The sequence below is a fragment of the Mycobacterium sp. P4_H6 genome (assembly GCF_056400845.1).
The window spans coordinates 1-26,166 of the sequence record NZ_JBFUKN010000088.1; the positions used below are offsets into that span (position 1 = coordinate 1).

At 68.0% G+C, this 26,166-nt stretch carries 25 protein-coding genes and 1 pseudogene; 17 read left to right on the forward strand and 9 right to left on the reverse strand.

Going from position 1 to position 26,166, the window contains the following annotated elements; all coding sequences use genetic code 11:
- Nucleotides 1-196: 196 nt before the first annotated feature.
- Both AC1DTF_RS26385 and AC1DTF_RS26390 read right to left on the reverse strand, forming a co-directional pair.
- Nucleotides 197-958 (reverse strand): CPBP family intramembrane glutamic endopeptidase, encoded by a 762-nt coding sequence (locus tag AC1DTF_RS26385; protein ID WP_477476216.1) that lies wholly within the window; start codon nucleotides 956-958, stop codon nucleotides 197-199.
- A gap of 21 nt (nucleotides 959-979) precedes the next feature.
- Nucleotides 980-1,771, reverse strand: a complete 792-nt coding sequence (locus tag AC1DTF_RS26390) for a DUF2470 domain-containing protein (RefSeq protein WP_057171175.1) — start codon at nucleotides 1,769-1,771, stop codon at nucleotides 980-982.
- A gap of 115 nt (nucleotides 1,772-1,886) precedes the next feature.
- On the opposite strand from AC1DTF_RS26390, the gene pheA reads away from it, so the two are divergent.
- Together pheA and AC1DTF_RS26400 are read left to right on the forward strand one after the other, a co-directional pair.
- On the forward strand, nucleotides 1,887-2,816 hold the full coding sequence (pheA, locus tag AC1DTF_RS26395; RefSeq protein ID WP_477476217.1) for a prephenate dehydratase: 930 nt from the start codon (nucleotides 1,887-1,889) through the stop codon (nucleotides 2,814-2,816).
- Nucleotides 2,813-3,490: a histidine phosphatase family protein gene (locus AC1DTF_RS26400; RefSeq protein WP_477476218.1), complete on the forward strand. Its 678-nt coding sequence runs from the start codon at nucleotides 2,813-2,815 to the stop codon at nucleotides 3,488-3,490. Before pheA ends, AC1DTF_RS26400 begins: the two co-directional genes overlap by 4 nt.
- Here the strand turns inward: AC1DTF_RS26400 and AC1DTF_RS26405 are convergent.
- The 3 genes from AC1DTF_RS26405 to AC1DTF_RS26415 all read right to left on the reverse strand — a co-directional run bounded on the left by AC1DTF_RS26405 (nucleotide 3,436) and on the right by AC1DTF_RS26415 (nucleotide 5,529).
- The gene (locus AC1DTF_RS26405) at nucleotides 3,436-3,678 is read right to left on the reverse strand and encodes a hypothetical protein (RefSeq protein WP_477476219.1); all 243 of its coding nucleotides are present in this window, start codon (nucleotides 3,676-3,678) and stop codon (nucleotides 3,436-3,438) included. The two genes, AC1DTF_RS26400 and AC1DTF_RS26405, sit on opposite strands and share 55 nt — an antisense overlap.
- A gap of 65 nt (nucleotides 3,679-3,743) precedes the next feature.
- The gene (locus tag AC1DTF_RS26410) at nucleotides 3,744-4,082 is read right to left on the reverse strand and encodes a metallopeptidase family protein (RefSeq protein WP_156409481.1); all 339 of its coding nucleotides are present in this window, start codon (nucleotides 4,080-4,082) and stop codon (nucleotides 3,744-3,746) included.
- A gap of 16 nt (nucleotides 4,083-4,098) precedes the next feature.
- A complete protein-coding gene (locus tag AC1DTF_RS26415) occupies nucleotides 4,099-5,529 on the reverse strand; it encodes a septum formation family protein (protein WP_477476220.1) in 1,431 nt (476 codons plus the stop codon).
- A 113-nt stretch (nucleotides 5,530-5,642) separates the two neighbouring features.
- Here AC1DTF_RS26415 and serS point away from each other — a divergent pair, with 113 nt between their 5' ends.
- Genes serS through AC1DTF_RS26430 form a run of 3 tightly spaced genes read left to right on the forward strand, consistent with a single transcriptional unit; the run spans nucleotide 5,643 to nucleotide 8,691 of the window.
- On the forward strand, nucleotides 5,643-6,896 hold the full coding sequence (gene serS / locus AC1DTF_RS26420; RefSeq protein WP_477476221.1) for a serine--tRNA ligase: 1,254 nt from the start codon (nucleotides 5,643-5,645) through the stop codon (nucleotides 6,894-6,896).
- On the forward strand, nucleotides 6,893-7,699 hold the full coding sequence (locus AC1DTF_RS26425) for a DUF5718 family protein (RefSeq protein WP_477476222.1): 807 nt from the start codon (nucleotides 6,893-6,895) through the stop codon (nucleotides 7,697-7,699). The genes serS and AC1DTF_RS26425 overlap by 4 nt, the downstream gene beginning before the upstream one ends.
- Before the next feature lie 5 nt (nucleotides 7,700-7,704).
- Complete coding sequence (locus AC1DTF_RS26430) at nucleotides 7,705-8,691, forward strand: MOSC domain-containing protein (RefSeq protein WP_477476223.1); 987 nt, start codon at nucleotides 7,705-7,707, stop codon at nucleotides 8,689-8,691.
- Here AC1DTF_RS26430 and AC1DTF_RS26435 read toward each other — a convergent pair.
- Nucleotides 8,688-9,023 (reverse strand): hypothetical protein, encoded by a 336-nt coding sequence (locus AC1DTF_RS26435; RefSeq protein WP_057171168.1) that lies wholly within the window; start codon nucleotides 9,021-9,023, stop codon nucleotides 8,688-8,690. The two genes, AC1DTF_RS26430 and AC1DTF_RS26435, sit on opposite strands and share 4 nt — an antisense overlap.
- Nucleotides 9,020-10,579, reverse strand: coding sequence for a Rieske 2Fe-2S domain-containing protein (locus tag AC1DTF_RS26440; protein WP_477476224.1), 1,560 nt, complete (start codon nucleotides 10,577-10,579; stop codon nucleotides 9,020-9,022). Before AC1DTF_RS26440 ends, AC1DTF_RS26435 begins: the two co-directional genes overlap by 4 nt.
- Before the next feature lie 95 nt (nucleotides 10,580-10,674).
- Between AC1DTF_RS26440 and AC1DTF_RS26445 the strand changes: the two genes are divergently transcribed.
- A complete protein-coding gene (locus AC1DTF_RS26445; RefSeq protein WP_477476225.1) occupies nucleotides 10,675-11,445 on the forward strand; it encodes a lysophospholipid acyltransferase family protein in 771 nt (256 codons plus the stop codon).
- Nucleotides 11,445-12,257 (forward strand): Cof-type HAD-IIB family hydrolase, encoded by an 813-nt coding sequence (locus AC1DTF_RS26450; RefSeq protein WP_082614567.1) that lies wholly within the window; start codon nucleotides 11,445-11,447, stop codon nucleotides 12,255-12,257. The genes AC1DTF_RS26445 and AC1DTF_RS26450 overlap by 1 nt, the downstream gene beginning before the upstream one ends.
- A 7-nt stretch (nucleotides 12,258-12,264) precedes the next feature.
- Here AC1DTF_RS26450 and AC1DTF_RS26455 read toward each other — a convergent pair whose 3' ends face one another.
- Nucleotides 12,265-13,860 (reverse strand): N-acetylmuramoyl-L-alanine amidase, encoded by a 1,596-nt coding sequence (locus AC1DTF_RS26455; RefSeq protein WP_477476226.1) that lies wholly within the window; start codon nucleotides 13,858-13,860, stop codon nucleotides 12,265-12,267.
- A 156-nt stretch (nucleotides 13,861-14,016) separates the two neighbouring features.
- Nucleotides 14,017-15,003 (reverse strand): hypothetical protein, encoded by a 987-nt coding sequence (locus AC1DTF_RS26460; RefSeq protein ID WP_057171163.1) that lies wholly within the window; start codon nucleotides 15,001-15,003, stop codon nucleotides 14,017-14,019.
- Between the two features lie 240 nt (nucleotides 15,004-15,243).
- Here AC1DTF_RS26460 and glf point away from each other — a divergent pair, with 240 nt between their 5' ends.
- The 10 genes and pseudogenes from glf to AC1DTF_RS26510 form a co-directional block, all read left to right on the forward strand.
- Nucleotides 15,244-16,452: a UDP-galactopyranose mutase gene (gene glf, locus AC1DTF_RS26465; RefSeq protein WP_477476227.1), complete on the forward strand. Its 1,209-nt coding sequence runs from the start codon at nucleotides 15,244-15,246 to the stop codon at nucleotides 16,450-16,452.
- A complete protein-coding gene (locus AC1DTF_RS26470; protein ID WP_477476228.1) occupies nucleotides 16,449-18,404 on the forward strand; it encodes a glycosyltransferase in 1,956 nt (651 codons plus the stop codon). Before glf ends, AC1DTF_RS26470 begins: the two co-directional genes overlap by 4 nt.
- A gap of 1 nt (nucleotide 18,405) precedes the next feature.
- The gene (locus AC1DTF_RS26475) at nucleotides 18,406-18,936 is read left to right on the forward strand and encodes a phosphatase PAP2 family protein (RefSeq protein WP_477476229.1); all 531 of its coding nucleotides are present in this window, start codon (nucleotides 18,406-18,408) and stop codon (nucleotides 18,934-18,936) included.
- Nucleotides 18,933-19,850, forward strand: a complete 918-nt coding sequence (locus AC1DTF_RS26480; RefSeq protein ID WP_477476230.1) for a decaprenyl-phosphate phosphoribosyltransferase — start codon at nucleotides 18,933-18,935, stop codon at nucleotides 19,848-19,850. The genes AC1DTF_RS26475 and AC1DTF_RS26480 overlap by 4 nt, the downstream gene beginning before the upstream one ends.
- Before the next feature lie 58 nt (nucleotides 19,851-19,908).
- Nucleotides 19,909-21,813 (forward strand): terminal beta-(1->2)-arabinofuranosyltransferase, encoded by a 1,905-nt coding sequence (gene aftB, locus AC1DTF_RS26485; RefSeq protein ID WP_477476234.1) that lies wholly within the window; start codon nucleotides 19,909-19,911, stop codon nucleotides 21,811-21,813.
- A 121-nt stretch (nucleotides 21,814-21,934) separates the two neighbouring features.
- The gene (locus AC1DTF_RS26490) at nucleotides 21,935-22,930 is read left to right on the forward strand and encodes an esterase family protein (protein ID WP_477476231.1); all 996 of its coding nucleotides are present in this window, start codon (nucleotides 21,935-21,937) and stop codon (nucleotides 22,928-22,930) included.
- Between the two features lie 97 nt (nucleotides 22,931-23,027).
- Complete coding sequence (locus AC1DTF_RS26495; RefSeq protein WP_477476232.1) at nucleotides 23,028-24,032, forward strand: esterase family protein; 1,005 nt, start codon at nucleotides 23,028-23,030, stop codon at nucleotides 24,030-24,032.
- Nucleotides 24,033-24,184: 152 nt separating this feature from the next.
- Entirely contained in the window at nucleotides 24,185-25,072 is an 888-nt protein-coding gene (locus AC1DTF_RS26500; RefSeq protein WP_057171157.1) for an esterase family protein, read from the forward strand.
- Between the two features lie 83 nt (nucleotides 25,073-25,155).
- Nucleotides 25,156-25,659 carry a DUF732 domain-containing protein gene (locus AC1DTF_RS26505; protein WP_477476233.1) on the forward strand — a complete coding sequence of 168 codons (504 nt, stop codon included), beginning with the start codon at nucleotides 25,156-25,158 and terminating at the stop codon, nucleotides 25,657-25,659.
- A 47-nt stretch (nucleotides 25,660-25,706) separates the two neighbouring features.
- Nucleotides 25,707-26,166: pseudogene (locus AC1DTF_RS26510) on the forward strand (cutinase); the annotation flags it as partial.

The following is a 26,166-nucleotide window of genomic DNA, read 5'->3' on the forward strand; positions in this document are numbered from 1 at the left end:
GGGTGGTCGCGCGACGGGTGGGCGGGGAGCGGCCGGCGGTACCGGCGGCGGCGTAGGCGGGTTGGGCGGCCAGACCGGAGGCGGGCGGTGACGCGGGTCGCGGCGGATCTCCTGTGACGGTTCCCGCCGGGGTGCCTCCGGACGATGCGGCGGGTTGTCGTTCACACCTGCGAATGTACTGCTCGGCGGGTGATTCTCAGCTCAACCAGTCCAGCTCGCCGGCGGCCAGTGAATAGCCGACGAAGGCCACCGCGTCGATCAGGCCGTGGGCGACGATCAGCGGCCACAGCTTGCCGGTACGCATCCACACGTAGCCGAAAATCAGGCCCATCGCGATATTGCCCAGCCCCGCGCTGTAGCCCTGATAGAGGTGGTAGCCCCCGCGCAGCAGCGCCGAGATCAGCAGCGCCACGCCTGCGCTGATGTTGAGCTGACGCAACCGGGTGATCAGGAAGCCGACGACGATGATCTCCTCGGCCCAGCCGTTGGCGAACGCGATCATCAGCAGCAGCGGTATCCGCCACCAGGTGTCGTTGAGTTCGGCCGGTTCCACCTCGGCGCTGAGTCCCAGGACACGCGCCGCCACGTACAGCGCGAGCCCCGGTATGCCGATCAGTGCGGCCAGTCCGAGCCCGCCGGTCAGGTCGGGGTGCAGCCGGAAGCGGCCGAGGCCGATCTGGGCGGGGCCGGTCCCGGTGCGYCACAAGAGGTAGAGACCGAGGGCGCCCCACGCCAGCAGTTGGACCACCGAGGCCACATTGAGGCCCAGGTCGATCAGGTCGAAGGGTGACCGGCGTTGGTTGAGCGCCACCGTCTGGCCACCCAGCCCGAGCAGCACCGCCTCGATGAGATTGAGCAGCGCCACATAGGCACTCAGTCCGAAGGTGACCGCCAGCACGACGGCGATCTCGATCCGCAGCGTCCGAGGGGACGGCAGCGGCCCTGGGGGTGCAGTCACCGCCGCCAGGCTAATGGCGGGTCAGATGCGCCGCGCGCGCAACCCGTTGAGGAACGGGCAGCCCATCAGCACCCGGATGGCCTGGCTCAGGCCGGTGACGTCATCGACGGGTTTGGCGAAGGGCAGCCGGACGTCGTGATCGCCGGACTCGTCCTCGACCCGCAGTTGCACGCCGTAGCGGTCCAGTCCCAGCGGGCGGACCCGGCCGCTGCGCAGGGTCTGCGGCAGTCGGGTGGCCAAGCGTTCCACCACCTCGCGGTGTGCGGATTCCAGGTGGCGCAGCCAGCACGACTCCAGCCCGCAGAACGGATCGGGCCGGGCGGCCAGCAGCGCGCCCACGCCGACGGACTCGGCGCCGGTGGAATCGGCGACCACCACCGATTCGATCTCCAGGCGGGCCAGCGCGTACGGGGTGTCGCCGCGGGACGCTTCGGCGCTACCGGTATTCACCTGCAGCAGAGCCGGGTTGGGGTTCTCGGTGGCGACGAGGTCGAGCATCCCGGCCACTTCGCCGTCGGGTACCAGGAACATCCGGCCCTGGATCCAGACCAGTGAGCGCACCGGTTCGCGCAACGGCAGCGGCGCGTAGTCGGTCATCTCCAGCACGGCCTGCATGCCTGCCGAGCCGGACGAGACCACCATGCCTGCCAGCAGCCCGTCGGCGGGGATGGTGATGGCGAAGGAGCCGTCATCGAGCAGATGGTGGACCGGCGTGGCGGCGGGCTCAAGGCCCTCCACGGCCAGCATCGCGCCGCCGGCGCGGGCGCAAGCGCTGCGGATCCGCTCGGCTGTCGTCGGTGCCGTCACAGACATCTGATCACCTTCCGGTTAGTGAGGTAAGCCTTACTTAACTACAGATCCTGMTGGATGCGCAAGGTTTCCCCCGGCGTACCGGGAGGCTGGTCGCCGAGCCACTAGGGTTGAGGACGTGCCACGTATCGCCTACCTCGGACCCGAGGGGACCTTCACCGAGGCGGCATTGCTGCAGATGGTGGCCGGTGGGCTGGTGCCGCCGGGCGACGCGTCCACCGAGGTCGTCCCGCTGCCCCATGACAGCGCGGGCGGCGCGCTCGAAGCGATCCGCACCGGCGACACCGACTACGCGTGCGTACCGATCGAGAACTCGATCGACGGTTCGGTGATCCCCACCCTCGACGGCCTGGCCGATGGGTCCGCCCTGCAGATCTACGCCGAGCACACCCTCGACGTGGCGTTCACCATCGTCACCCGGCCGGGGGTGACAGCCGCCGATATCCAGACGGTGGCCGCGTTCCCGGTGGCCGCCGCGCAGGTCCGCAAGTGGCTGGCGGCCCACCTCCCGAACGCCCGCATCGTGCCGGCCTACTCCAATGCCGCCGCGGCCCAGGATGTGGCGGGCGGTGGCGCCGATGCCGGGGTCAGCACCGCCCTCGCCGCGCAGCGCTACGGACTGGCGGTGCTGGCCGCCGACATCGTCGACGAAGCCAACGCACGCACCCGCTTCGTGCTGGTCGGCCCGCCGGGGGCCCCGCCGGCCCGCACCGGTGCCGATCGCACCTCGGTGGTGCTGCGCCTGGACAACGTGCCGGGCGCGCTGGTGGCGGCCATGACCGAGCTGTCGATCCGGGGCATCGACCTGACCCGCATCGAATCCCGGCCCACCCGAACAGAATTGGGCACCTACAAGTTCTTTCTCGACTGTGTCGGCCATATCGCCGACGAGGCCGTCGGTGAGGCGCTCAAGGCGCTGCACCGGCGCTGCGCCGACGTCCGGTACCTGGGTTCGTGGCCGACCGGCGCGGCGGTCGGGGCGGTGCCCCCGGGTTTCGATGAGGCGGCAGGCTGGTTGCAGGCAACACGGACAGGAGGATCGGCATGACGGGGCGCCTGGTGCTGGTGCGGCACGGACAGTCCTACGGCAACGTCGAGCGACGCCTCGACACCTTGCCGCCGGGTGCGGCGCTGACCGACCTAGGCCATCAGCAGGCGCGCACCTTCGCCGCCGACTGGACGAGCCCGATCGCCATGGTGGCGCACTCGGTGGCGACCAGGGCACGCGAGACCGCGGCGGGGATCGCCGGCCATCTCGACCTGTCGACCGACGAGTTCGAAGGCATCCACGAGGTTCAGGTCGGCGATCTGGAGAACCGCAACGACGAAGCCGCGATCGATACCTTCGAGGCGGTGTACCGCAGCTGGCATCACGGCGATCTCGATGTCCCGGTGCCCGGCGGCGAGACCGGGCGGCAGGTGCTGGACCGGGTGGTGCCGGTACTCACCGAGCTACGGCTGCGTCATCTCGACGATGACCGGTGGCACGGCGACATCGTGGTGGTCAGCCACGGCGCCGCGATCCGGCTGGTGGCGTCCGTGCTCGCCGGGGTGGACGGTGCCTTCGCGGTGGACCATCACCTGAACAACACCGAGTCGGTGGTGCTCAGCCCGATCACCGACGGCCGTTGGAGTTGCGTGCGGTGGGGTTCGTTGACCCCGCCGTTCTATCCCGACGCCGAGGAGAAGGAAACAGCCGAGACCGCCGGCCCCATGGGCTGATCCACCGCGCAGCCGCACCCGACGGCATAGCAGTCGATGGTGTAGCCGTGCAGCGCCTCCGGGGTGACGCAGTCGGCTTCTGTGCACTCCGGGCGCAGGCCGATGTGCAGGATCACGGTGCCGTGGCAGTGCTCGTGCTCGACGCCGCACTCCCGGCAGGTCCCGGATTTTTGGCTTGTCGTGCTCATATCCGTCATTGTGGCACCGCGCACCGACAGGGCACGGTTCCGACCCGGCGGGTCGGGCACAGGTGTCACGCCCAACCCAGTTCGTGCAGGCGCTCGTCATCGATACCGAAGTGGTGGGCCAGCTCGTGCACCACCGTGATGGCCACCTCGTCGACCACCTCGTCCTCGGTCTCACACATGTCCAGTAGAGCGTCCCGGTAGATGGTGATGGCGTCGGGCAGCGCCCCTGCGTAGGTCGAGTCCCGCTCGGTCAGGGCGATGCCCTCGTAAAGCCCGAGCAGGTCGGGCTCGTCGGGATGGCGCGCCTCGACCAGGAAGACGACGTTGTTGGCCGCGGCGGCCAGTTCGGACGGGATCAGATCGAGCGCGTCGGAAACCAGTTCCTCGAACCGCTGCGCGCTCATCGAGACCGGCACGCGATTACGGGAGCGGCGGCGGCACGGGCTCGACCGGCGCAGGCCCGGGCGGCGGCGCGGGGGCGCCCTCGGGTGCCGGCGGGGCGGGCGGGGGAACCCCCTCCATCGGAGGACCGGCCGCCGGAGGTGGCGGCGGGGGGACCGGGGGACCGTTGAGGAAGGTGTTCCCGCCCACGGGCGCCTCAGACGTGGGCGCCGCCTCGGAGGTCTGGCTTGCCTGCCCGGGCAGGTGCTCGTTGGACTCGGTCTGCTGGCTGCTGCTGCTGGAACTGCCGCTGCTGCTGCTTCCGCTCCCACTGCTGTCGGACTCGTCGTAGGTGATCTGCGAGGAGGTGTCGATCGGCGGCAACGGGATGGCCGGGATGTTCAGCCGCTCATCCGGGATGTCCGGCGGCGGGACCGGGGGACGGCCGTTGATCATCAGCGGACCCTTGGCACTGTTCAGCAGGGTCGACCAGCCGCCGTTGCCGAGGGTGGCGCCGATGCTGCACGACACCTGGTGGCTGCCCGCCGACCAGCTCGGCAGTGCGATGGTGCTGTACACCAGCGTCAGCGTGGTGGTGCGCAGTTGTAGCGGCGCGAGGTAGGCGTCGGTCACCCGCGAGCAGTTGTCCTTGACGAAGGTGTCCTGGTCGCCCTCCGCGGGCAGGCCCTGGGGGAACTTCTCGGCGAGATTGACCGCGCCGGTCACCTCCAGGGAGTGCGGTCCCGCGCAGTCCACCGGGATGTCGGTGGGCTGGTTGGTGGCCGGGTCGATGCCCAGGCAGGTGCCCCCGGGCCAGACCTTGGACTGATCGATGTCGGCGACCTTGCCCTGGAAGGCCTGCTGCTGGTTGTTGGCGCCCGGCAGTTGCAGACCGCACAGCATCCGCCGTTCACCGGCCTGGCGCCAGGTCTTCTCACCGGACCAGAGCAGGCTGACACTGAACCGCCCGTTGGGGTCGTATCGGTCACCGAGGTAGCGCTGCACGGCGCTCTGGCACTGCTCCTGGCTGATCTGCTGGATGCGGGCCGGCGACGGCGGCGCCGCGTCCGGGCCGTACTCGGTGCCCGGGAAGGTGCGCATGTCGATGGACTCGGCGACCTCGAACCGGTGCTCGGTGGTGCAGTCCACGATCTGCGCGGCGTCGGGGGTGCGTTCCGGCCAGTTCAGGCAGTCGCCGCCCTTGGCGTTGTCGAAGGTGCTGTTGGTGCGTAACCCCAGCGCGCTGGATCCGGAGTTCAACCCGGCCAGTCGGCCACCGACAGCGGTGTCGGGCAGCACGGTGATGACGCCGGCGATCAGCAGTCCACCCAGGGCGGTCAGCAGCAGGGCGCGGCGGGTGGGGCTGAGCGGGGTGCTCAGGGACAGCGCCTTGCGCCATCGAGACACCGGTTTCTGCGAGGTCTGCGCCTCGTACAGAAACGGTTCCGGGCTATCGGGTGCGTCCAACATCGCCTCCCATTGTGACAGGCGTGTCACGATGTGTGACAAGTGATGCACTTGTAATGTTATGTGGTTGTGGCCCGCGGGCCGTCTGCCGGCGGCGCGCAAGTAGGGTTACCGCCGTGATCGACCTCAAGCTGCTACGCGAAGAGCCCGATCGGGTGCGCGCCTCACAACGCGCCCGCGGCGAGGATCCCGGCCGGGTGGACGCCCTGCTGGCCGCCGATACCGCGCGCCGATCGGCCATCTCCACCGCCGACACCCTGCGCGCCGAGCAGAAGTCCGCCAGCAAGCTGGTCGGCAAGGCCACCCCCGATGAGCGACCGGCGCTGCTGGCCCGCGCCAAGGAGCTCGCCGACGAGGTCAAGGCCGCCGAGGCGCAGCAGGCCCAGGCCGAAGCCGCGTTCATCACCGCCCACATGGCGGTCTCCAATGTCATCGTCGACGGCGTGCCCGCCGGCGGCGAGGACGACTTCGCCCTGCTCGACACCGTGGGTGAACCGCCGGCCATCGAGAACCCGCGTGACCACCTGGAACTCGGTGAGGCGCTGGGTCTGRTCGACATGGAACGCGGCGCCAAGGTGTCCGGGTCGCGGTTCTACTTCCTGACCGGCCACGGCGCGCTGCTGCAGCTGGGCCTGCTGCAGYTGGCCGTCCGGCTGGCCACGGCCAACGGTTTCACGCTGATGATCCCGCCGGTGCTGGTACGGCCGGAAGTGATGGCGGGCACCGGATTCCTGGGCGCCCACGCCGACGAGATCTACCGGTTGGAGGCCGACGATCTCTACCTGGTCGGCACCTCGGAGGTGCCGTTGGCCGGGTACCACAGCGACGAGATCCTGGACCTGTCCGCGGGGCCGCTGCGCTACGCGGGCTGGTCGTCGTGTTTCCGGCGGGAGGCCGGCAGCTACGGCAAGGACACCCGCGGCATCATCCGGGTGCACCAGTTCGACAAGGTCGAGGCCTTCGTCTACTGCAAACCCGAGGACGCCGAAGCAGAACACCAGCGTCTGCTGGGCTGGCAACGCGAGATGCTGGCGGCCATCGAGGTGCCCTACCGGGTGATCGATGTGGCCGCGGGCGATCTGGGCTCCTCGGCGGCGCGCAAGTACGACTGCGAGGCGTGGGTGCCCACCCAGGGCACCTACCGGGAGCTGACGTCGACATCGAATTGTTCGACGTTCCAGGCACGTCGGCTTTCCACCCGCTATCGCGACGAGAACGGCAAGCCGCAGACCGCGGCGACCCTGAACGGCACCCTGGCGACCACCCGCTGGCTGGTCGCCATCTTGGAGAACCATCAGCAGCCAGACGGCAGCGTGCGGGTGCCCGCCGCCCTGGTGCCCTACGTCGGTACGGAGGTCCTGACACCGTGATCGAAATCGATACGACGGAACTGCGCACCTGGTTCGGTTTCGGGGTTGCCGGCAACTTCGCCGGTCACCTCGAACAGGCCGGGGAGGCAGATGATTTCGTGAACGTCGCCTCCGAGGGAACCGCACCCAAGGGCATCTTCCCCTGGTACGCCCCGGGCAACGACACCTTCCTCGGCGAGTTCCCGCTCTCGCAGGACGCCATCACCCTGCCGGCCAGCGACGAGCCGCTGAACCTGCAGATCGAACCCGAGGTCGGACTGGCCTGCCGGGTGGTGTGGCGCGGTGACACGGTGTCCTCGCTGGAGCCGTTCGCGCTCGGCGCCTTCAACGACTGCTCGATCCGGCGGCCGGGAGCCCCCAAGATCAGCTACAAGAAGAACTGGGGCCCGGCCTCCAAAGGTGTTGCGCGCCAGTTCTTCGACATCAGTGACCTGACACCGGACGGCCCGACCGCCACCCTGCGGCTGGTCTGCTACCTGCACAGCGCCGACGGGCAGCAGCACGAGTACGGGGTGGACAGCCCGCTGCTGGGCTACTCCTACTACGGCGAGGTGCTGCTGGACTGGATCACCGAACGGCTGGCCCACCAGAAGGGCTCGCCGGAAACACCTCTGGAGGATGTCGGCGCGCTGATGGTGGCCTCGGGTCATCCCGAGCACGTGCTCATCGGTATCGGCGCGACGAAGTACACCGAGTTGGGTGAATCGACCTACCTCTCGCCCGGCGACGAGGCCATCGTGCGGGTCTATGACACCGCCTCCGATGCGGCTTCCGAACTGCGGCAAACGGTTTCGGGCAAGTAAGCACAGTGGCAGCCACGGTCCGCGAGCTCTGGCGTTTTCCGGTCAAGTCGATGGGCGGTAGCCGGGTCGACCGGGTGCGCATCGATCGCCGCGGCGTGCATGCCGACCGGTTGTGGGCGGTCCGCGATCTGGAGAAGGGTGTCACCGCTTCGGCGCGACGCCTTCCGGCACTCCTCGGGTGCACCGCACGCTATCTGGCTGAACCCGGTGCGGACGCCGGGCCGGGCAATGTCCCGGCCGTTGCGGTGACCTTTCCCGACGGCCGCGAACTGACCGGCGACGATCCGGAGATTCATGCGGCGCTGTCGGAACTTCTGGGCCGGGAGATGCGGCTGGTGGCACTGCCTCCGGTCGACGACACCAGCCAGCACCGGATGTCGGTGTCGGACTCGCTGGCCAACTTCCGGGCAGCCCAGGTGCGCAAGGACTTCGGGCTCAGCGAGGCCGAGGCGTTACCGGACACGTCGGTCTTCTCACCCAAGGACATCATCACGCTGGCCCGGTTCTCCACACCGCCGGGCAGCTTCGCCGACCTGAGCCCGGTGCATCTGATGAGCACCGCGAGCCTGCGCCAACTGGCACCCGGCGCCGAGCCCTACGATGTGCGGCGGTTCCGGCCGAACGTCCTCGTCGACACCGGCGAGGACGGTCCGGAGTTCCCCGAATCATTCTGGGTGGGCCGCGAGTTGAGCATCGGAGCGGCTCGGCTTCAGGTCACCATCCCGACCATAAGGTGCGTGGTGCCGACCCGCCCGCAGCCCGAGATCGAACTGGACAAGACCATCACCCGGCAGCTGGCCGAACGCACCGATCGTTTTCTCGGGGTGTACGCCGATGTGTCGGCTTCCGGCCTGGTCAGCGTCGGTGACGCGGTGCACGTGCATACCGGCAAGGCGCCCAACGCATTCCAGCGCGCCACCATGGCAGTGAACAAATCCGCGACCAGGGGCGTGCAGCGGTTGCTGGAGGCGACCGTGCTGCGCGAACGCTAGTCCGCCAGCAGTTCCTCCAGCACCGCCAGGAACTCCTTGACGCGCAGCGGGGTGAATGCCGGGCTGGGCCGGGTGCCCGGCACGTCGAGCACCACCAGGGTGGATTTGATAGGGCGCCACACGTCCAGTGGCAGCCAGCGACGCGGATCGTCCGAGGGGCCCCAGATCCGGAACCGGTCGAATGCCAGTCCCATCGACTCGGCCCGGTAACCACGGATCGCCTGCAGCGGAATGATCTTCGATGTGCCCGACGGGAAGTGGTAACGCCGCAGCGTCAGGGCCTGGCGATCGAGCTGGATCAGGCCGTCGTCGTAGGACACCGTCGTGGTCATGTCGTTCTCGAGCTCCTCAGCTGGTGGCCCTTGGCCGTCAGGCACCGGCCGTTCTCCAGGTTCCACTGCCAGCCGTGCAGATTGCAGGTCAGGGTGGATCCCTCCACCACACCGAACTTGGACAGATCGGCCTTCAGGTGCGGGCAGCGGCGCTGGATCTCCCAGCCCTCCAGGACGGTGGAGGCGCTGTCGTCGTGTGCCTCGGCGAACCATCCGTCGGCGTAGGCGATCCGCTCGTCGGTGAGGCATTTGAAGAAGGTGTACAGGTATTCGTTGTAGCCGCCGACCCGCCAGGCCTTGAACCGGGTGGACAGGAAGATGGTGTTCACCCAGTCCGGTTCGTTGTCACGGACCACCGTGCGCACCAGTTGGGCCGGGATCTCGAAGCCGTAGCGGAACTTCTCATCCGGAACCGGTTCGCGTACAGCTCGTTTCGGGAAGTCGATGACCACCGTCTCGACGCTCTTGACGCCGGGCAGCCGGAGTTCGACGGGGTAGCCGATACCGTCGCAGATCTGATCGGAGGCCAGCATGATGGGCTCGAACAGCGCGCGCAGCGGTTCCAGCAGTGAGTCGCCGTCGGCCGGGGCCCATGCCGCCTTCTCGGCGGCCAGCACCGGCGCCTGGCGCTGGGCGTACTGCTCGATGTAGGCGGCCTTGCCGGTGGTGAAGATGGCCTCCGGGTCATCTACCGGGTGGACGAGCGAATTGAGCTGTGAGCCGGCGAAATCCGCGGTCGATCCGGGGATCATCAGCAGGCCGCCGTCGTGCCCGTGGCGGCGCATCTGGTCCAGGAACACGATCTGGTCCGGGAAGATGTTGGCCGGGTCGCCCTGGTCGTCGTTGAGATCGCGCAGTGCCGGGTCCAGGAAGCACGGCGGGCCGGCCGAGGGCACCACCCAGGTGGCGCCGACCTGCGCGATGTACTGCCGGCAGCGATCCATCTGGCGCTGCCGCTTCTGGGTGCCGAACGCCGCCTTCGCGCGGGCCGGCATGTCGTAGACCATCGGATACCAGATGGCCCCGGAGTACTGCAGCATGTGCACGTCGACATGGCCGAACTCGGCGGCCAGCATGTCGAGGTCGATGGGCCGGGCGTCGTTCATGTTGAAAGCGGTTGTGGCGCCGTCCGACACCACCAGACCGGAGTCGCCGATGGGCCCGTCGGCGGGCGCCCGCAACGCGATGATCATCACGTCGAGATCGCCCTTGGGCCCACTGACCCGCTGCTTCACCGAATCGGTGGTCTCCACGAAGGTGTGGAAACCCAGCCCCTCCAGCTCGCGGCGCAGATCCGGCACCGGATAGTCGGGCAGCAGCACGACGGCGTCCTTGTTGACGTGCGCGCGCAGCAGCGCCGGATCGAAGTGATCCTTGTGCAGGTGGCTGACGTAGAGGTAGTCGCAGTCCCCGAGGGCATCCCAGTCCAGCCCGGTGTTGTCCGGGAACGGGAACCACGACGCGAAGTAGGCCGGATGGACCCAGGGGTCGCACAGGATGCTGCCGGCTTCCGTATCAATCCGAAAACCGGCGTGTCCGACGCTTGTGACCTGCACGAATGCCTCTCCTGGTGGTGGATGCTCGGTCACGAGTTTAGCGCCAGCACGGGCGCTCCTCCGCCTCGGCGGGCCGGTGGAACTAGGCTGGAGGTGTGGAACCGGTATACGGGACAGTCATCCAAGCCGCCCGACTGGTCTGGCGGCTGCAGGGGCTGAAGTTCACCGTGACCGGTGTGGAGAACCTGCCGGTGACCGGCGGCGCCGTCATCGCCGTGAACCACACCAGCTACTTCGACTTCACCTTCGCCGGCCTGCCCGCCTACCGGCAGGGCCGCGGCCGCAAGGTGCGCTTCATGGCGAAGAAGGAGGTCTTCGACCACAAGGTCGGCGGGCCGCTGATGCGCAGCCTGCGCCACATCGAGGTGGATCGGGCCAGCGGCGCCGACTCCTTCGCCGCGGCCTGTGCGGCGCTGAAGGCGGGCGAGCTGGTCGGGGTCTACCCCGAGGCGACCATCAGCCGCAGCTTCGAGATCAAGGGATTCAAGTCCGGCGCGGCCAGGATGGCGATCGCGGCCGACGTGCCGATCATCCCGCACATCATCTGGGGCGCCCAGCGCGTCTGGACCAAAGGGCACCCACGCAACATGCGCAGGCCCAAGGTGCCGATCTCGATCGCCGTCGGCGAACCGATCTATCCGACACTGCCGCCGGCCGAACTGACCGAACTGCTGCACCACCGGATGCAGCATCTGCTGGAGAAGGTGCAGGAGTCCTACGGTTCGCATCCCAAGGGTGAGTTCTGGGTGCCGCACCGCTTGGGCGGCAGTGCGCCGACGCTGGCCGAGGCCAACCGGATGGACATGGACGAGGCCGCCGAGAAGGCGGCCAAGCGTGCGGCCAAGCACGCGGGTGAGGACGGCTGATGCTGCCCACCCTTATCGCGACCGACGTCGACGGCACGTTGCTCGACGAGCACGAACGGGTGACGCCGCGCACCGCCTCGGTCATCCGTGCCGCGGTGGACGCCGGCACCCGTTTCGTGCTGGCCACCGGCAGACCGCCACGCTGGGTGCCGCCGGTCGTCGAGCAACTCGGTTTCGCGCCGATGTCGGTGTGCGCCAACGGCGCAGTCGTCTATGACCCGGAGACCGACCGCATCATCTCGGCCCGCACGCTGTCGGTGCCGCAGTTGGCCACCCTGGCCGAGATCGCCGCGAGGGTGATCCCCGGCGCGGGCCTGGCGGTGGAGCGGGTCGGCCGCAGCGCCCACGACGCGGCGACCCCGCAGTTCGTCAGCTCACCCGGGTACGAGCACGCCTGGCTCAACCCGGACAACACCGAGGTGTCGCTGGAGGACCTGTTGAGCGCGCCCGCCGTCAAGTTGTTGATCCGCAAGGCCGGTGCGCGCAGCGGAGACATGGCCGCCGCCCTCGCCCCGCACGTCGGCGCCGAGGGTGATCTGACCTACTCGACCAACAACGGGCTCATCGAGGTGCTGCCGCGCGGCCTGAGCAAGGCGACCGGGATCGCGGAGGTCGCCGGACCGCTGGGCATCGAGGCCGCCGACATCGTGGCCTTCGGCGATATGCCCAACGACATTCCGATGCTGCGCTGGGCCGGACTGGGCGTCGCGATGGGCAACGCCCATCCGGACGCGCTGGCGGCCGCCGACGAGGTCACCGCGCCCAACACCGATGACGGTCTGGCCCGCGTGCTCGAACGCTGGTGGCTTTAGCCGGGCGCTAGGCCCGATTGTTGATCGGGGTGAACCGCTCCAGCTGAACGGGGGAGTGCTCGGGGCGCGGAAGCTGCACCGGCACACCGTCGATGACGCGGGTGACCTGACCGGTCTCGCGGTCGAAGTTCAGCGTGCCGTGCTGGAAGTTCTGTTTGATCCACAGCGGCTCGTGGATCTCGGCACTCGTCGGCAACCCGAGTGCGCCGCGCTCGAATCCCAGTGTGCCCCAGGCCTCGTAGATCGCTCCGGTGACCGGCTGGGCGCCGGTCTCGGGCGCCCAGTACATGGCTCCGCGGTCGAAGGTGACATACCGGGTGGCCCCGAAGCCGGACCCCTCCGGTGAGGTCGGCATGCCCAGCGGGCCGGCTTCACTGCGCAGCGCCTGCCATTTGGTGAAGATGGCGCCGCCACGCAGCGTGTCGACCAGATCCTGCGGTCCGGGCGGCTGATTGAACCGGGCGGCGATATCGCGCAGCAGACCCATCTGCGCGTAGGCGGCATCGCCCGGGCAGTCGGTGTTGCCGACATCGCGGTGGGTGAAGATGTTGGGCAGCGTCGGGGTGGCGCCCCGCGGGAAAAGGGTGAAGCTGCCGCCCGCCGAGGTCAGGGCCACGCTGCCGTGGGGGTCGACGCGGTCCAGGCCCAGTCGCCAGCCGAGCAGCCTTCCGGTGGTGCGCATCTGGATCGGTGTCGGCGGTTCGGCGTTGAAATCGCCGAGCATCGCCACACCCCAGGTATCGGAGTTGAATCCGCCGGTGTGCGCGCCCTGCACGGCCCGGCTCATGCCACCGGCGCGGCCCTCGAAGACCTGCCCGTACTTGTCGACCATGGCGTTGTAGGCGATATCGCACCAGCCCAGCGTGCGGGCGTGGTACTCGTAGATCGACCGGACGATGCCCGCCGAGTCCTGCGGGGTGTAATCGTTGCTGCCCGCGGTGTGGTGCACGACGGCCGCACGAATTCCCTTGTCGTAGATGGGGGCTCCGCACTTCATCGATTCGTTGGCGCCCCACTGGGCGCGGGTGATGATCTGTGGCGCCTGGCCGGGGACGGTGGCGGCCGCGGGTGGCGGGAACTGCACGTCGACCGGCGCCTCGGGCGGGCTGATGAGGACGGCATTGACGTTCTGCGGCAACGGTTGTTCGACATTGGCGGGGATGTAACCGAGCCCGGGGCCGGTCTTGGGTGCCGCGGCCGGTGGCGGTGGGGTGCGAGTGACCGCGATCTGCACGGTGTGGGTGCGCCCGACGAAAATCGGCTCGGTGCCGTGGGTGTCGGGTCGGTCCGGTCCCACGCCCTCCAAAGTTTCGGCGTCGTACCAGGGACCCCAGGCGCCGTCGGCGTGCTGGGCGCGGATACGGGCGGTCGTCCCGTCGAGACTGTCGGCGGTCAGCGCGACCATCGAGAACGGGGTGTCCTGGTGGATCTCCCGGATCGTCTCGCCGCCACCGAGTTCGGCCAGTGGCTGCTGGGTGATCGCGGTCGCCGAACTCTGAGTGGGCGCATCGCCGGGGAGACCGCTGATCGCCCACGGCAGGATCGCGACGGTGCCCAGTACTGCAGAGAGCAGCAAGGAGGGTGCAGGGCGACGACGTGGCACGAGCTGATGTTACGTATGTGCTTACTGTTACCAGTGTTGCGACACGGGCGCGTGGTGCCAAAGTTTTTACCCGCGTGCCCTGGGCGCCAAACCTGTAACGGCACCGCAGAGCCCACGCTGGCTTCTGCGGTGCCGTTCGGTAACAGGATCAGTGGGTCAGGCCCCGGCTCCCGAGGCCGCCGCGGCGGCGACACCGGTTGCGGCCTCGGCCGCACCCAGGCCGGCCTGTGCGGCGCCCGCAGCGGCCGGAGCGGCTGCTGCGGCGGGTGCCGCGGCAGGTGCCGCGCTCTTGACCGCCGACATGATGGCGGGCATCACCATGCCCTTGAGCAGATCGATCGCCTGGCCGGCGCCGAGCTGCTCGGCGGCACTGTTGATGGTGCCCAGCAGGCCACCGCCACCGGTGGAGGCCGGCATGGCCAGCGACGGGTCGGCACCCAGGATCGGGTACGTGCCCGCCATCGGATCCAGGCCGATGGGTGCGCCGATCGGGATCTCACCGGGGAAGCCGGTGCCCAGACCCGGATCCGTCAGGCCCGGGGTCAGGCCGGCCAGTCCCGGATCGGTCAGCGAACCGGGCGACAGCGAGGCCGGCGACAACGACGGTCCTGCCGCGCCCACCGGCGGGATGCTCAGGCCGGGAGTCGTCAGCTCCGGGGTGCTCAGCCCGGGCGTGGTCAGCCCCGAGGTGGAGAGCTCCGGCGTCGTGAGTCCCGGGGTGGTGAGACCGGGTGCGGTCAGGCCTGGGGTGGTGAGCCCGGGGCTCGTCAGGCCCGGCGTGGTGAGACCGGGTGAGGTCAACCCCGGCGAGGTGAGACCCGGTGAGGTCAGACCGGGCGAGGTCAGGCCGGGGGCGCCCAGTCCGGGAGAGACGAGCGTCGGGCTGGCGGCCGGCGATCCCGTCAGCAGACCGGTCGGCATCGGCGGCATGTTGACGCCGAACTGTGACAGGCCCTGTGACAGAGCGTTGATCAATTCGCCGGGTAGATCGGTGATCATGGCGGCGTGAACGAATTCGCGATGCTGAGGCTCGTTGGCCTCGGACATCTCGGAAACGGCGGCAATGGCGACTGGACTTGCGACGGCCAGGGCGGCGACTGCGCTCATGGCTGTCGAGAGCTTGCGTCGACGACGGTTCGGCACGGAAGTCTCCTCAATACATGGACTACGTGTTTTCAGGTGTGTTGCGATCGGATGGAAAGCGTCGGTGACTGCAGTTCTCGTGCCCGGGTTACCGCCGTCCACCAACGTGATTGATGGTACTGCTGTGACTCGTGTGTCTAGAGTGACGATGCGGAATCGTGAGCTAATTGCGACCTGCCGTCGGCGGGCCATCTCACTCGTTTCGAGACCGGAGCCCCCGGTCGGATACCCTTGCTGCCGATGTCCGCTGAATCTCATCGCGCAGATCTGCTTGTCGTCGGCTCCGGATTCTTCGGCCTGACGATCGCCGAGCGCGTGGCCAATGAACTGGGCAAGCGAGTGCTCGTCGTCGAACGGCGCTCCCATATAGGAGGTAACGCCTACTCCGAGCCCGACCCGGAGACCGGAATCGAGGTGCACCGCTACGGCGCGCACCTGTTCCACACCTCCAACCAGCGGGTCTGGGACTACGTGCGGCGGTTCACCGACTTCACCGGCTACCAGCACCGGGTCTTCGCGCTGCACAAGGGGCAGGCCTATCAGTTCCCGATGGGACTGGGCCTGGTGTCGCAGTTCTTCGGCCGGTACTTCAGCCCGGACGAGGCCAGGGCGCTGATCGCCGAACAGGCGAGCGAGATCGACACCGCCGAGGCACGCAATCTCGAAGAGAAGGCCATCTCGCTGATCGGGCGCCCGCTCTACGAGGCGTTCGTCAAGCACTACACCGCCAAGCAGTGGCAGACCGACCCGACCGACCTGCCCGCGGCCGTCATCAGCCGGCTGCCGGTGCGGTACAACTTCGACAACCGGTACTTCAACGACACCTACGAGGGTCTGCCGGTCGACGGTTACACCACATGGCTGCAGAACATGGCCGACCACGAGAACATCGAGGTCCGCCTGGACACCGACTGGTTCGCGGTGCGCGACGAACTCCGGGCGGCCAACCTCGACGTGCCGGTGATCTACACCGGACCGCTGGACCGTTACTTCGACTATGTCGACGGGCGGCTCGGCTGGCGGACGCTGGACTTCGAGACCGAGGTCGTGGCGACCGGTGATTTCCAGGGCACCCCGGTGATGAACTACAACGACCCGGACGTGCCGTTCACCCGCATCCACGAGTTCCGGCACTTTCACCCGGAACGCGCCTACCCCACCGACAAGACGGTCATCATGCGGGAGTACTCCCGCTTCGCCGAGGCCGAGGATGAGCCGTACTACCCGATCAACACCGACGCCGACCGGGCGCTGCTGGCGGGATACCGGGACCGGGCCAAGGCCGAGACGGCGGCGGCCAAGGTGCTCTTCGGTGGCCGGCTGGGCACCTATCAGTACCTCGACATGCACATGGCCATCGCCAGTGCGCTGAACATGTACGACAACATCCTGGCGCCGCACCTGCGTGACGGTGCGGCCCTGACTGTTCAAGACGAAGGCAACTCATGAGCGACATCCCGTCCGGAGCACTCGACTCGACGGAGTCCAAAGCGGTGAGCCTGCTGTCGCGGGTCATCCTGCCGCGACCCGGCGAGCCGCTCGATGTGCGCAAGCTCTACATCGAGGAATCCGACACCAACGCGCGACGGGCCCACGCCCCGACCCGCACCACGCTGGAGATCGGCGCGGAATCCGAGGTGTCCTTCGCCACCTACTTCAACGCCTTCCCCGCCAGTTACTGGCGGCGCTGGTCGATCCTGGAGTCGGTGGTGCTGCGGGTCGAGCTCACCGGCAACGCCCGCGTGGACGTCTACCGGTCCAAGGCGACCGGTGCGCGGATCACCGTCGGCGGCACCGAGGCGGCGGGCACCGAGGACGGCGCTCCCGGCGTGGTGGAGTTCGAGGTCGACCTAGCCCCGTTCGAGGACGGCGGCTGGATCTGGTTCGACATCACCACCGACACCGCGGTGACGGTGCACAGCGCCGGCTGGTACGCGCAGCAGCCGGCACCGGGGCGCGCCGACGTGGCGGTCGGGATCCCGACCTTCAACCRGCCCGCCGACGCCGTCAACGCGCTCGCCGCGCTGACGTCGGATCCCCTGGTGGACGCGGTCGTCACCAAGGTGATCCTCTCCGATCAGGGCACCAGCAAGGCCAAGGACCATCCGGGCTTCGACGATGCCGCCGCAGCCCTCGGCGACCGGCTGACCATCCACAATCAGCCCAACCTCGGCGGCTCCGGCGGGTACAGCCGGGTGATGTACGAGGCGCTCAAACACACTGACTGTGAACAGATCCTGTTCATGGACGACGACATCCGGGTCGAGCCGGATTCGATCCTGCGGGCGCTGTCGTTCAGCCGTTTCGCCAAGAAGCCGACCCTGGTCGGTGGTCAGATGCTCAACCTGCAGGAGCCCTCGCACCTGCACGTGATGGGCGAGATGGTCGACGCGGAGAACTTCATGTGGACCGGTGCGGTAAACACCGAATACGACCACAACTTCGCCAAGTACCCGCTCAACAGCGAAGATCACGAGCGCAGCCGGCTGCTGCACCGCCGCATCGACGTGGACTACAACGGCTGGTGGATGTGCATGATCCCGCGCCGGGTCGCCGAGGAACTGGGCCAGCCGCTGCCGCTGTTCATCAAGTGGGACGACTCGGAGTACGGGCTGCGTGCCGGCGAGCACGGCTACCCGACGGTGACGTTGCCCGGTGCGGCGATCTGGCACATGGCGTGGAGTGACAAGGACGACGCCATCGACTGGCAGGCCTACTTCCACCTGCGCAACCGGCTTGTCGTGGCCGCGCTGCACTGGGACGGAAAGATCAGCGGCCTGATCGCCAGCCATCTGAAGGCGACGCTCAAACACCTTCTGTGCCTGGAGTATTCGACCGTCGCCATCCAGAACAAGGCGATGGACGACTTCCTGGCCGGCCCCGACCACATCTTCTCCATCCTGGAGTCGGCGCTGCCCGAGGTGCGCAAGATGCGCTCCCAGTTCCCCGATGCGGTGGTGCTGGAGAGCGCGTCCGCGCTGCCCGCGCCGTCCGACAAGCGCTGGCGCAAGAAGGTCAATATCCCGACCAACCCGCTGGCGATCTCGGTCCGGCTGACTCGTGGTGTGCTGCATCAGCTTTCGGCGCACAACCCGGAGCACCACGTCCGGCCGCAGATCAACGTCGCGACCCAGGACGCCCGCTGGTTCTCGCTGTGCAAGGTCGACGGCGTCACCGTCACCACGGCGGACGGCCGCGGTGTGGTCTACCGACAACGGGACCGCGCCAAGATGTTCGAACTCCTTCGTGAGTCGGTGACCCGTCAGATCCAGCTGGGTCGTAAGTTCAACAAGATGCGCAAGGTGTATCGCAAGGCGCTGCCGCAGCTGACCAGCACCGAGAGCTGGGAAGCCGTGCTGGAGCCGGCAGGCGTGGTGCCGCCGGCGCTGGAAAAGGCCTGACGTGGCGGACGATCTGGCGCCCGAAGAGACGGCGCTGGTGGTGGTGCAGGCCGCACTGGCCGGTCGCCCGGGTGTGTTGACGACCGCGCGCACCCTCTCGCATTTCGGTGAGCACAGCGCAGGATGGATCGGCATCTCGCTGCTCGGGGCCATTGCGGCACCCCGTCAGCGCCGGCAGTGGCTGGCCGTGGGCGCCGGTGCCTTCATCGCCCACGCGGCCGCCGTGGTGATCAAGCGGGTCGTCAAACGGCAGCGCCCGCATCACCCGGCGATCGCGGTGAACGTGGGCACACCCAGCAAGCTGAGTTTCCCGTCGGCGCACGCGACGTCGACGACGGCCGCCGCGATCCTGCTGGCGCGGGTCACCGGAACGCGCCTGCCGCTGGTGCTGATCCCGGTGATGGCACTGTCGCGTCTGGTGCTCGGAGTGCACTATCCCACCGATGTGCTGACCGGAGTCGCGGTCGGCACGGTGGTCGCCCGGAGCGTCGCCGCGGTGAACGAGGCGGCTTTGAAGGAGACTGAGCTGTGAGCGAAGAACCCCTCCCGACCGCCGGCCCGCCGAAGAACCTGGCCACCGGCATCGTCAAGGCGCTGCGGCCGCGGCAGTGGGTGAAGAACGTCCTCGTCTTCGCCGCACCGGTGGCCGCTCTCGGGGACGACCGCTACGACTACGACCTCCGCGAGGTCCTGGTCAAGGTGGTCCTGACCTTCGTGATATTCAGCCTCGCGGCATCCTCGGTCTATCTGGTCAACGATGCGCGCGATGTCGAGGCCGACAGGGCGCATCCCACCAAACGGTTCCGTCCCATCGCCGCCGGGGTGGTGCCCGAATCGCTGGCCTACGTGCTGGYGGTGGCGCTGGGCGTCGCGTCGCTGGGCATCGCCTGGCTGGTGTCACCGAACCTGACCGCGGTCATCGGTGTCTACATCGCCATCCAGCTGGCCTACTGCTTCGGGCTCAAACACCAGCCGGTCATCGACATCTGCATCGTGTCCTCGGGCTTCCTGATCCGGGCCATCGCCGGCGGTGTCGCCGCCGGTGTGCCGTTGTCGCAATGGTTCCTGTTGATGATGGCGTTCGGCTCGTTGTTCATGGCGGCCGGAAAGAGGTACGCCGAGCTGCAGCTCGTCGAGCGCACCGGTGCCAAGATCCGCAAGTCCCTGGAGAGCTACACCAGTTCCTACCTGCGGTTCGTCTGGACGCTGTCGGCGACCGCGCTGGTGCTCTGTTACGGGCTGTGGGCGTTCGAGCGCGATGGCGCAGACGGTTCGTGGTTCGCCATCTCGATGATCCCGTTCACCATCGCGATCCTGCGCTACGCGGTCGACGTCGATGGCGGATACGCCGGCGAACCCGAGGAGATCGTGCTGGGGGACCGCGTGCTGCAGCTGCTCGGGGTGGCATGGATCGGAACCGTCTGTGCGGCTGCAATCCTCAGTTGATCGCCTGGGCGCCGCGGTCGCGGCGCGGGTGAGCGGCTGGCCGGCCTACCGCTACAGCATGTCGGTCCGGATCAGCCTGTGGCTGTCGGTCGTGGTGATCGCCGGGCTGTTCGGCTGGGGCGCCTGGCAGCGCCGCTGGATGGCCGATGACGGCCTGATCGTGCTGCGTACCGTGCGGAACCTGTTGGCCGGCAACGGCCCGGTGTTCAACGCTGGGGAACGTGTGGAATCCAACACCTCCACGCTGTGGACTTACCTGATCACCGGGGCGAGCTGGGTCGCCGGGCCATTGCGCCTGGAGTACGTGACGCTGGCCCTGACGCTCGGGCTGAGCGTGGCCGGTGTGGTGTTCGTCATGCTCGGTGCCGCGCGGCTGTACGCACCGGGCCTGCAGGGCCGCCGCGCCCTGCTGCTCCCGGCCGGCGCACTGATCTACATCGCCATCCCGCCGGCCCGCGACTTCGCGTCCTCGGGGCTGGAAAACGGTTTGGTGCTGGCCTATGTCGGCCTGCTGTGGTGGTTGATGGTGTGCTGGTCGCAGGCGCCCTACACCGAGCGCGCCGGCACCGCCCGGTATCTGAGCGCGGCGCTGGCCTTCGTGGCGGGGCTGAGCGTGCTGGTCCGCCCCGAGTTGGCACTGGTCGGCGGCCTGGCGCTGCTGATGATGGTGCTCGCCGCGCAGAGCTGGCGACGGAGGCTGCTGATCGTGGCGGCCGGCGGCGCGCTTCCGGTGGCCTATCAGATCTTCCGGATGGGCTATTACGGACTGCTGGTGCCCCAGACCGCCATCGCCAAGGACGCCTCGGGTGCCAAGTGGTCCCAGGGGCTGACCTACCTGAGCAATTTCAACGCGCCCTATCTGCTGTGGATCCCGGCGGTGGTGCTGGTGATGCTGGCGGTACTGCTGTCGGTGTCGCGCAGCCGGCAGTGGTGGATCCGCCCGAATGCTCCGGGGCGCAAGCGAACCTGGACTCGCGTGGTTCAAAGTCCTACCGCCGCTGTAATTTTCATCGTGCTCAGCGGCGCGATCCAGGCGGTGTACTGGGTCCGCCAGGGTGGCGACTTCATGCACGGCCGGGTCCTGCTCACCGCACTGTTCCTGATGCTGGCTCCGGTGGCGGTCGTGCCGATCGGCATCCCCGACGCCGCGAAGTTCGGCAGGCGCACGGGATACCTGCTGGCGGGCGCCACGAGCCTGCTGTGGCTCTCGGTCGCGGGATGGTCGCTGTGGGCGGCGAATTCGCCGGGGATGGGAGCCGACGCCACCCGGGTCACCTATACCGGCATCGTCGATGAGCGGCGCTTCTACGCGCAGGCCACCGGCCATGCGCATCCGTTGACGGCGGCCGACTACCTGGACTATCCGCGGATGCGCGCCGTCCTCGTCGCCTTACGCAACACCCCGGACGGCGCGCTGCTGCTGCCGTCGGGCAACTATGACGTCTGGGATGTGGTCCCGGCCATCCCGCCGCCGCCGGACAAGCCCCGCCCCTCGGGCGAATCCGGGCCGCACACAGTCTTTTTCACCAATATGGGCATGCTCGGCATGAACGTCGGCCTCGATGTCCGGGTCATCGACCAGATCGGGCTGACCAATCCGCTGGCCGCGCACACCGCGCGCCTGGAGGACGCCCGCATCGGCCACGACAAGAACCTGTTCCCGGACTGGGCGGTGGCCGAGGGGCCGTTCCTCAAGGAGCGTCCGTACATCCCGCCGTATCTGGACGAGGACTGGATCATCCAGGCCGAGGCCGCCCTGAAATGCCCTGACACCGAGGCGAAGCTGAACGCGGTCCGCGCCCCGTTGGGTCCGCGCCGGTTCGTCTCCAACTTCGTGCACGCGCTCGATTTCGGCCAGTACCGGATCGACCGCGTTCCCATCTATGAGCTGCGCAGATGTGGTCTGGCGATCCCGCCGAAGAAGATCCCCGAGTACACCGGGTTGCCTGCCACCGGGCCGTGAGCAAGGTCACTGCGATTTTGCAGCAGCGGTAACGGCGCGGTTATGTTGTGGCGATACACAAGCGTGGCCACAGATGCCCGCCGCGGAACTCCGCGTGGCAAAGCGCTACATCGCGTTGCCTATGAGATGGATGGATAGACAACACATGCGTAGAAAACCTGGTGTGCGCGCTCGTCGGCTGCTGCAGACGATATTGGTGGCCGTCGCGGCCGCAGCAACCATCGTCGTGACCCCGGCCCCCACCGCGGGCGCCTTCTCCCGCGAGGGTCTCCCGGTCGAATACCTCGACGTGTTCTCCACGGCGATGAACCGCAATATCCGCGTGCAGTTCCAGCCCGGAGGCCAGAAGGCCGTCTACCTACTCGACGGCCTGCGGGCCCAGGACGACTACAACGGCTGGGATATCAACACCGCTGCCTTCGAATGGTTCTACGATTCCGGTGTTTCGGTGGTCATGCCGGTCGGCGGGCAGTCCAGCTTCTACAGCGACTGGTACTCACCGTCGAGCTTCAACAACCAGGCTTACACCTACAAGTGGGAAACCTTCCTCAGCAACGAATTACCGCAGTGGCTGGCCACCAACAAACAGATCTCACCCACCGGCAACGGTGTGGTCGGACTGTCGATGGCCGGTGGGGCCGCGCTGATCCTGGCCGCCTACCATCCGGCCCAGTTCACCTATGCCGCAGCGCTGTCGGGATTCCTGAACCCGTCGACACCGTTCATGAAACAGGCCATCCGGGTCGCCATGCTCGACGCCGGTGGCTACAACGTGGACAACATGTGGGGACCGCCGTGGGACCCGGCCTGGAAGCGCAACGACCCCGTCGAGCAGGTCGGCAAGCTGGTGGCAGCTGGCACTCGGCTGTGGATCTACTGTGCGCCAGGGGGTTCCACGCCGCTGGACCTCAACGCCGATCCCGGTCAGAAGTTCAACGCCGACAGCCTGGAAGGCCTGGCAATCGGTAGCAACAAGAAGTTCCAGGAGCGCTACACCGCTGCTGGTGGACGCAACGCAACCTTCAATTTTCCGGCCGCCGGCAACCATTCCTGGGCGTACTGGGGAGCCCAATTACAAGCTCTGAAGCCAGATCTGATCGCCACACTCAATCGCTGAGAACCGCATTCGCCGGCGAGAGAAGTCGTGCCGGGTTGTGGTTGACTACACGGGCAGTACGGCCAGTTGTGGTCAAAGACGATGGGATTGAATGCGGATGAGTTTCGTTCAGAAGTTGCGCGGCGCCTCGCGCCGAGTGGCGGTCGCGACCGCAGCGGTCGCGGTGCTGCCCGGCCTGGTGAGTGCCGTCGGCGGCTCGGCGACGGCAGGGGCCTTCTCCCGGCCCGGTCTGCCGGTCGAGTACCTGGACGTTCCGTCGGCGGGGATGGGCCGCGACATCCGGATCCAGTTCCAGAGCGGCGGCGAGGGCTCGCCCGCGCTGTACCTGCTCGACGGCCTGCGGGCCCAGGACGACTTCAACGGCTGGGACATCAACACCGCCGCCTTCGAGTGGTACCACGACTCGGGCCTGTCGGTGATGATGCCCGTCGGCGGTCAGTCCAGCTTCTACTCGGACTGGTACAAGCCGGCCAAGGGCAAGAGCGGCACCTACACCTACAAGTGGGAGACCTTCCTCACCCAGGAACTGCCGGCCTGGCTGCAGGCCAACCGGGGCGTCAAGCCCACCGGCAGCGCCGCGGTCGGTCTGTCGATGGCCGGCTCGGCCGCCTTCACCCTGGCCATCCACCACCCGCAGCAGTTCCCGTACGCCGCGTCGCTGTCGGGCTTCCTGAACCTGTCCGAGGGCTGGTGGCCGATGCTGGTCGGGCTGTCGATGGGTGACGCGGGCGGTTTCAAGTCCGAGGACATGTGGGGCCCGTCCAGCGATCCGGCCTGGAAGCGCAACGACCCCTACGTCAACATGAGCACGCTGATCTCCAACAACACCCGCATCTGGGTCTACTGCGGTGACGGCACCCCTTCGGACCTGGACGCGGGCGCCAGCGCCGGCAACCTGTTCAACGCGAAGTTCCTGGAGAGCTTCACGCTGCGCACCAACAAGACGTTCCGCGACACCTACATCGCGAACGGCGGAACCAACGGCGTGTTCAACTTCCCGGAGAACGGCACCCACAGCTGGGGTTACTGGGGCTCGCAGTTGCAGGCCATGAAGCCCGATATGCAGCGCGTGCTGGGCGCGACGCCGACCGTCACGCAGTAGCGGCACCACAACGACCGAAGACTGACGGCGGTGATCCCTCGGGGTCACCGCCGTCAGTCGTTTCCAGCGTATCCCCGCGCGGTGATGTGATTCACTACAACCCGTTGGTGGGATACGGCGCCGGGTCAATCGGGCCAGACAAGAGGTGGGACATGAGGCTGCACGCAATGGTGTGCGCGGTGTTGCTGGCGATGGGGCTGTGGACGGTGTCGGCTGCGGTCGACACCCCGGCGAAGGCCGACGGCGTCGAATACCTGATGGTCCCCTCCGCGGCGATGGGACGCGATATCCCCGTCGCCTTCCAGGCCGGCGGCCCGCACGCGGTCTACCTGCTCGACGCCTTCAACGGCGCCCCCGACGTCAGCAACTGGGTGACCGCGGGCAACGCGATGAACACCCTGGCCGGCTCCGGTGTCTCGGTGGCGGCCCCGGCCGGTGGGGCATGGAGCCTCTACACCAACTGGGAGCAGGACGGCAGCAAGCAGTGGGAGACCTTCTTGGCAACCGAGTTGCCGAACTGGCTGGCGGCGAACAAGGGTCTCTCTCCCAGTGGGCACGGAGTCGTCGGCGCGTCCCAGGGCGGCACCGGCGCCCTGATGCTGGCCACCTTCCACCCGGACCGGTTCCGCTACGCGGGTTCGCTGTCGGGCTTCCTCACCCCGTCGCGTACCTACGAGAACGGCGCGATCACCGCGGGGATGGCGCAGTTCGGTGGGGTCGACACCCACAACATGTGGGGGCCGGTGCAGTTCGGCCGCTGGAAGTGGCATGACCCCGATGTGCACGCGCAGTTGTTGGTGGACAACAACACCCGGCTGTGGATCTTCAGCCCGCAGACCACCACCTGCAGTGATGTCCCCGCGATGATCAACGACTGCGCCCAGGCCCAGGGCAGCAACCGCACCTTCTACTCGCACTACCGCTCCATCGGCGGCCGCAACGGACACTTCGACTTCCCGACGGGTGGTCAACACGACTGGGGTAGCTGGTCGGCCCAGCTCGGCGCGCTGCGCGGCGACCTGGCCGCGGCCATCGCCTGACCCGGGCATCGACTGCACCACGGTGCGATAACGGTCACAGTCAGGTTCGCGGTCGGGTGCCGGGCAGCCGGTACCGTGGAATCGTGCAGCACAACCGACGGTGGACCGCGACCCTGGCAAAGCGGCCGGTGGTATCCCCGTCGATCGTGATGCTGACCCCGGTGATGCTGGCTTCGGTCGCCGTGCTGACGAGTGGCTGTTCGCTGGGCGACACCACGCTGACCACCATCGGTCAGCCCGCCGCCCAATCCACCGATGCGCGTGCGCAAGGGCTGCAGAGCGCGATCCGCGACGACGGGCACGCCGAAGATCATTTCGCGGCAACCCCGCATCAGCAGGCCTATCTGCAGGCGCTCGCTGACGCCGGGGTGCGGCCCGCCGACGAGCTGATGGCACTGAGCATCGGCGCCTACGTCTGCCAGGCCCGCGCGGCGAAACAGTCCGAGCAGGCGGTGTGGGATTTCGTGCTGCCGCTGGTCCGCGATGATGTCGATGATGCGCACGCCACCTCGGTCGCCCCCGAGGTCGGTGAGGTCAACTCGGCGACCGCTGACTACATTCGCATCGCAACCGAACGGCTCTGCTAGCCCGACGGCCTACCCGCAGGGCTCACAGGACGGACCATCAAGGACTCATGGCGACCAAGAACAGCAGACGTAAACGGCACCGCATTCTCGCGCTGGCCGCGGCCGTGGCGGTCGCGGTATTGGTGGCGGTGGTCGTCGCCGGCGTCGTGGTCTTCATGCGCCAGCCCGACACCCCGCCGATCGCCACCCAGCCCGGCGCACCGACCGATGTGCCGTCGGCCGTGCCGTCCACGGGCAAGCCGCGACCGGAGTTCCAGGACGCCAGCTGCCCCGACGTGCAGCTGGTCTCGATCCCGGGCACCTGGGAGTCCTCGCCGCAACTCGATCCGTACAACCCGGTGCAGTTCCCGATCGCGCTGCTGCTCAACGTGACCAATCCGCTGCGCGCCGAGTTCGGCACCGACCGGATGGAGATCTACACGGTTCCCTACACGGCGCAGTTCCACAATCCGTTCTCCGCCGACGGCCAGATGTCCTACAACGACAGCCGCACCGAGGGCTTCAACG

Bases quoted from the DNA above. Each gene is read 5' to 3' on its own strand.
- AC1DTF_RS26390 (WP_057171175.1), bottom strand. From the start codon at position 1,771: ATGTCTGTGACGGCACCGACGACAGCCGAGCGGATCCGCAGCGCTTGC.
- AC1DTF_RS26400 (WP_477476218.1), top strand. From the start codon at position 2,813: ATGACGGGGCGCCTGGTGCTGGTGCGGCACGGACAGTCCTACGGCAAC.
- AC1DTF_RS26405 (WP_477476219.1), bottom strand. From the start codon at position 3,678: ATGAGCACGACAAGCCAAAAATCCGGGACCTGCCGGGAGTGCGGCGTC.
- AC1DTF_RS26410 (WP_156409481.1), bottom strand. From the start codon at position 4,082: ATGAGCGCGCAGCGGTTCGAGGAACTGGTTTCCGACGCGCTCGATCTG.
- AC1DTF_RS26415 (WP_477476220.1), bottom strand. From the start codon at position 5,529: ATGTTGGACGCACCCGATAGCCCGGAACCGTTTCTGTACGAGGCGCAG.
- AC1DTF_RS26435 (WP_057171168.1), bottom strand. From the start codon at position 9,023: ATGACCACGACGGTGTCCTACGACGACGGCCTGATCCAGCTCGATCGC.
- AC1DTF_RS26450 (WP_082614567.1), top strand. From the start codon at position 11,445: ATGCTGCCCACCCTTATCGCGACCGACGTCGACGGCACGTTGCTCGAC.
- glf (WP_477476227.1), top strand. From the start codon at position 15,244: ATGTCCGCTGAATCTCATCGCGCAGATCTGCTTGTCGTCGGCTCCGGA.
- aftB (WP_477476234.1), top strand. From the start codon at position 19,909: ATGTCGGTCCGGATCAGCCTGTGGCTGTCGGTCGTGGTGATCGCCGGG.
- AC1DTF_RS26490 (WP_477476231.1), top strand. From the start codon at position 21,935: ATGAGATGGATGGATAGACAACACATGCGTAGAAAACCTGGTGTGCGC.
- AC1DTF_RS26495 (WP_477476232.1), top strand. From the start codon at position 23,028: ATGAGTTTCGTTCAGAAGTTGCGCGGCGCCTCGCGCCGAGTGGCGGTC.
- AC1DTF_RS26500 (WP_057171157.1), top strand. From the start codon at position 24,185: ATGAGGCTGCACGCAATGGTGTGCGCGGTGTTGCTGGCGATGGGGCTG.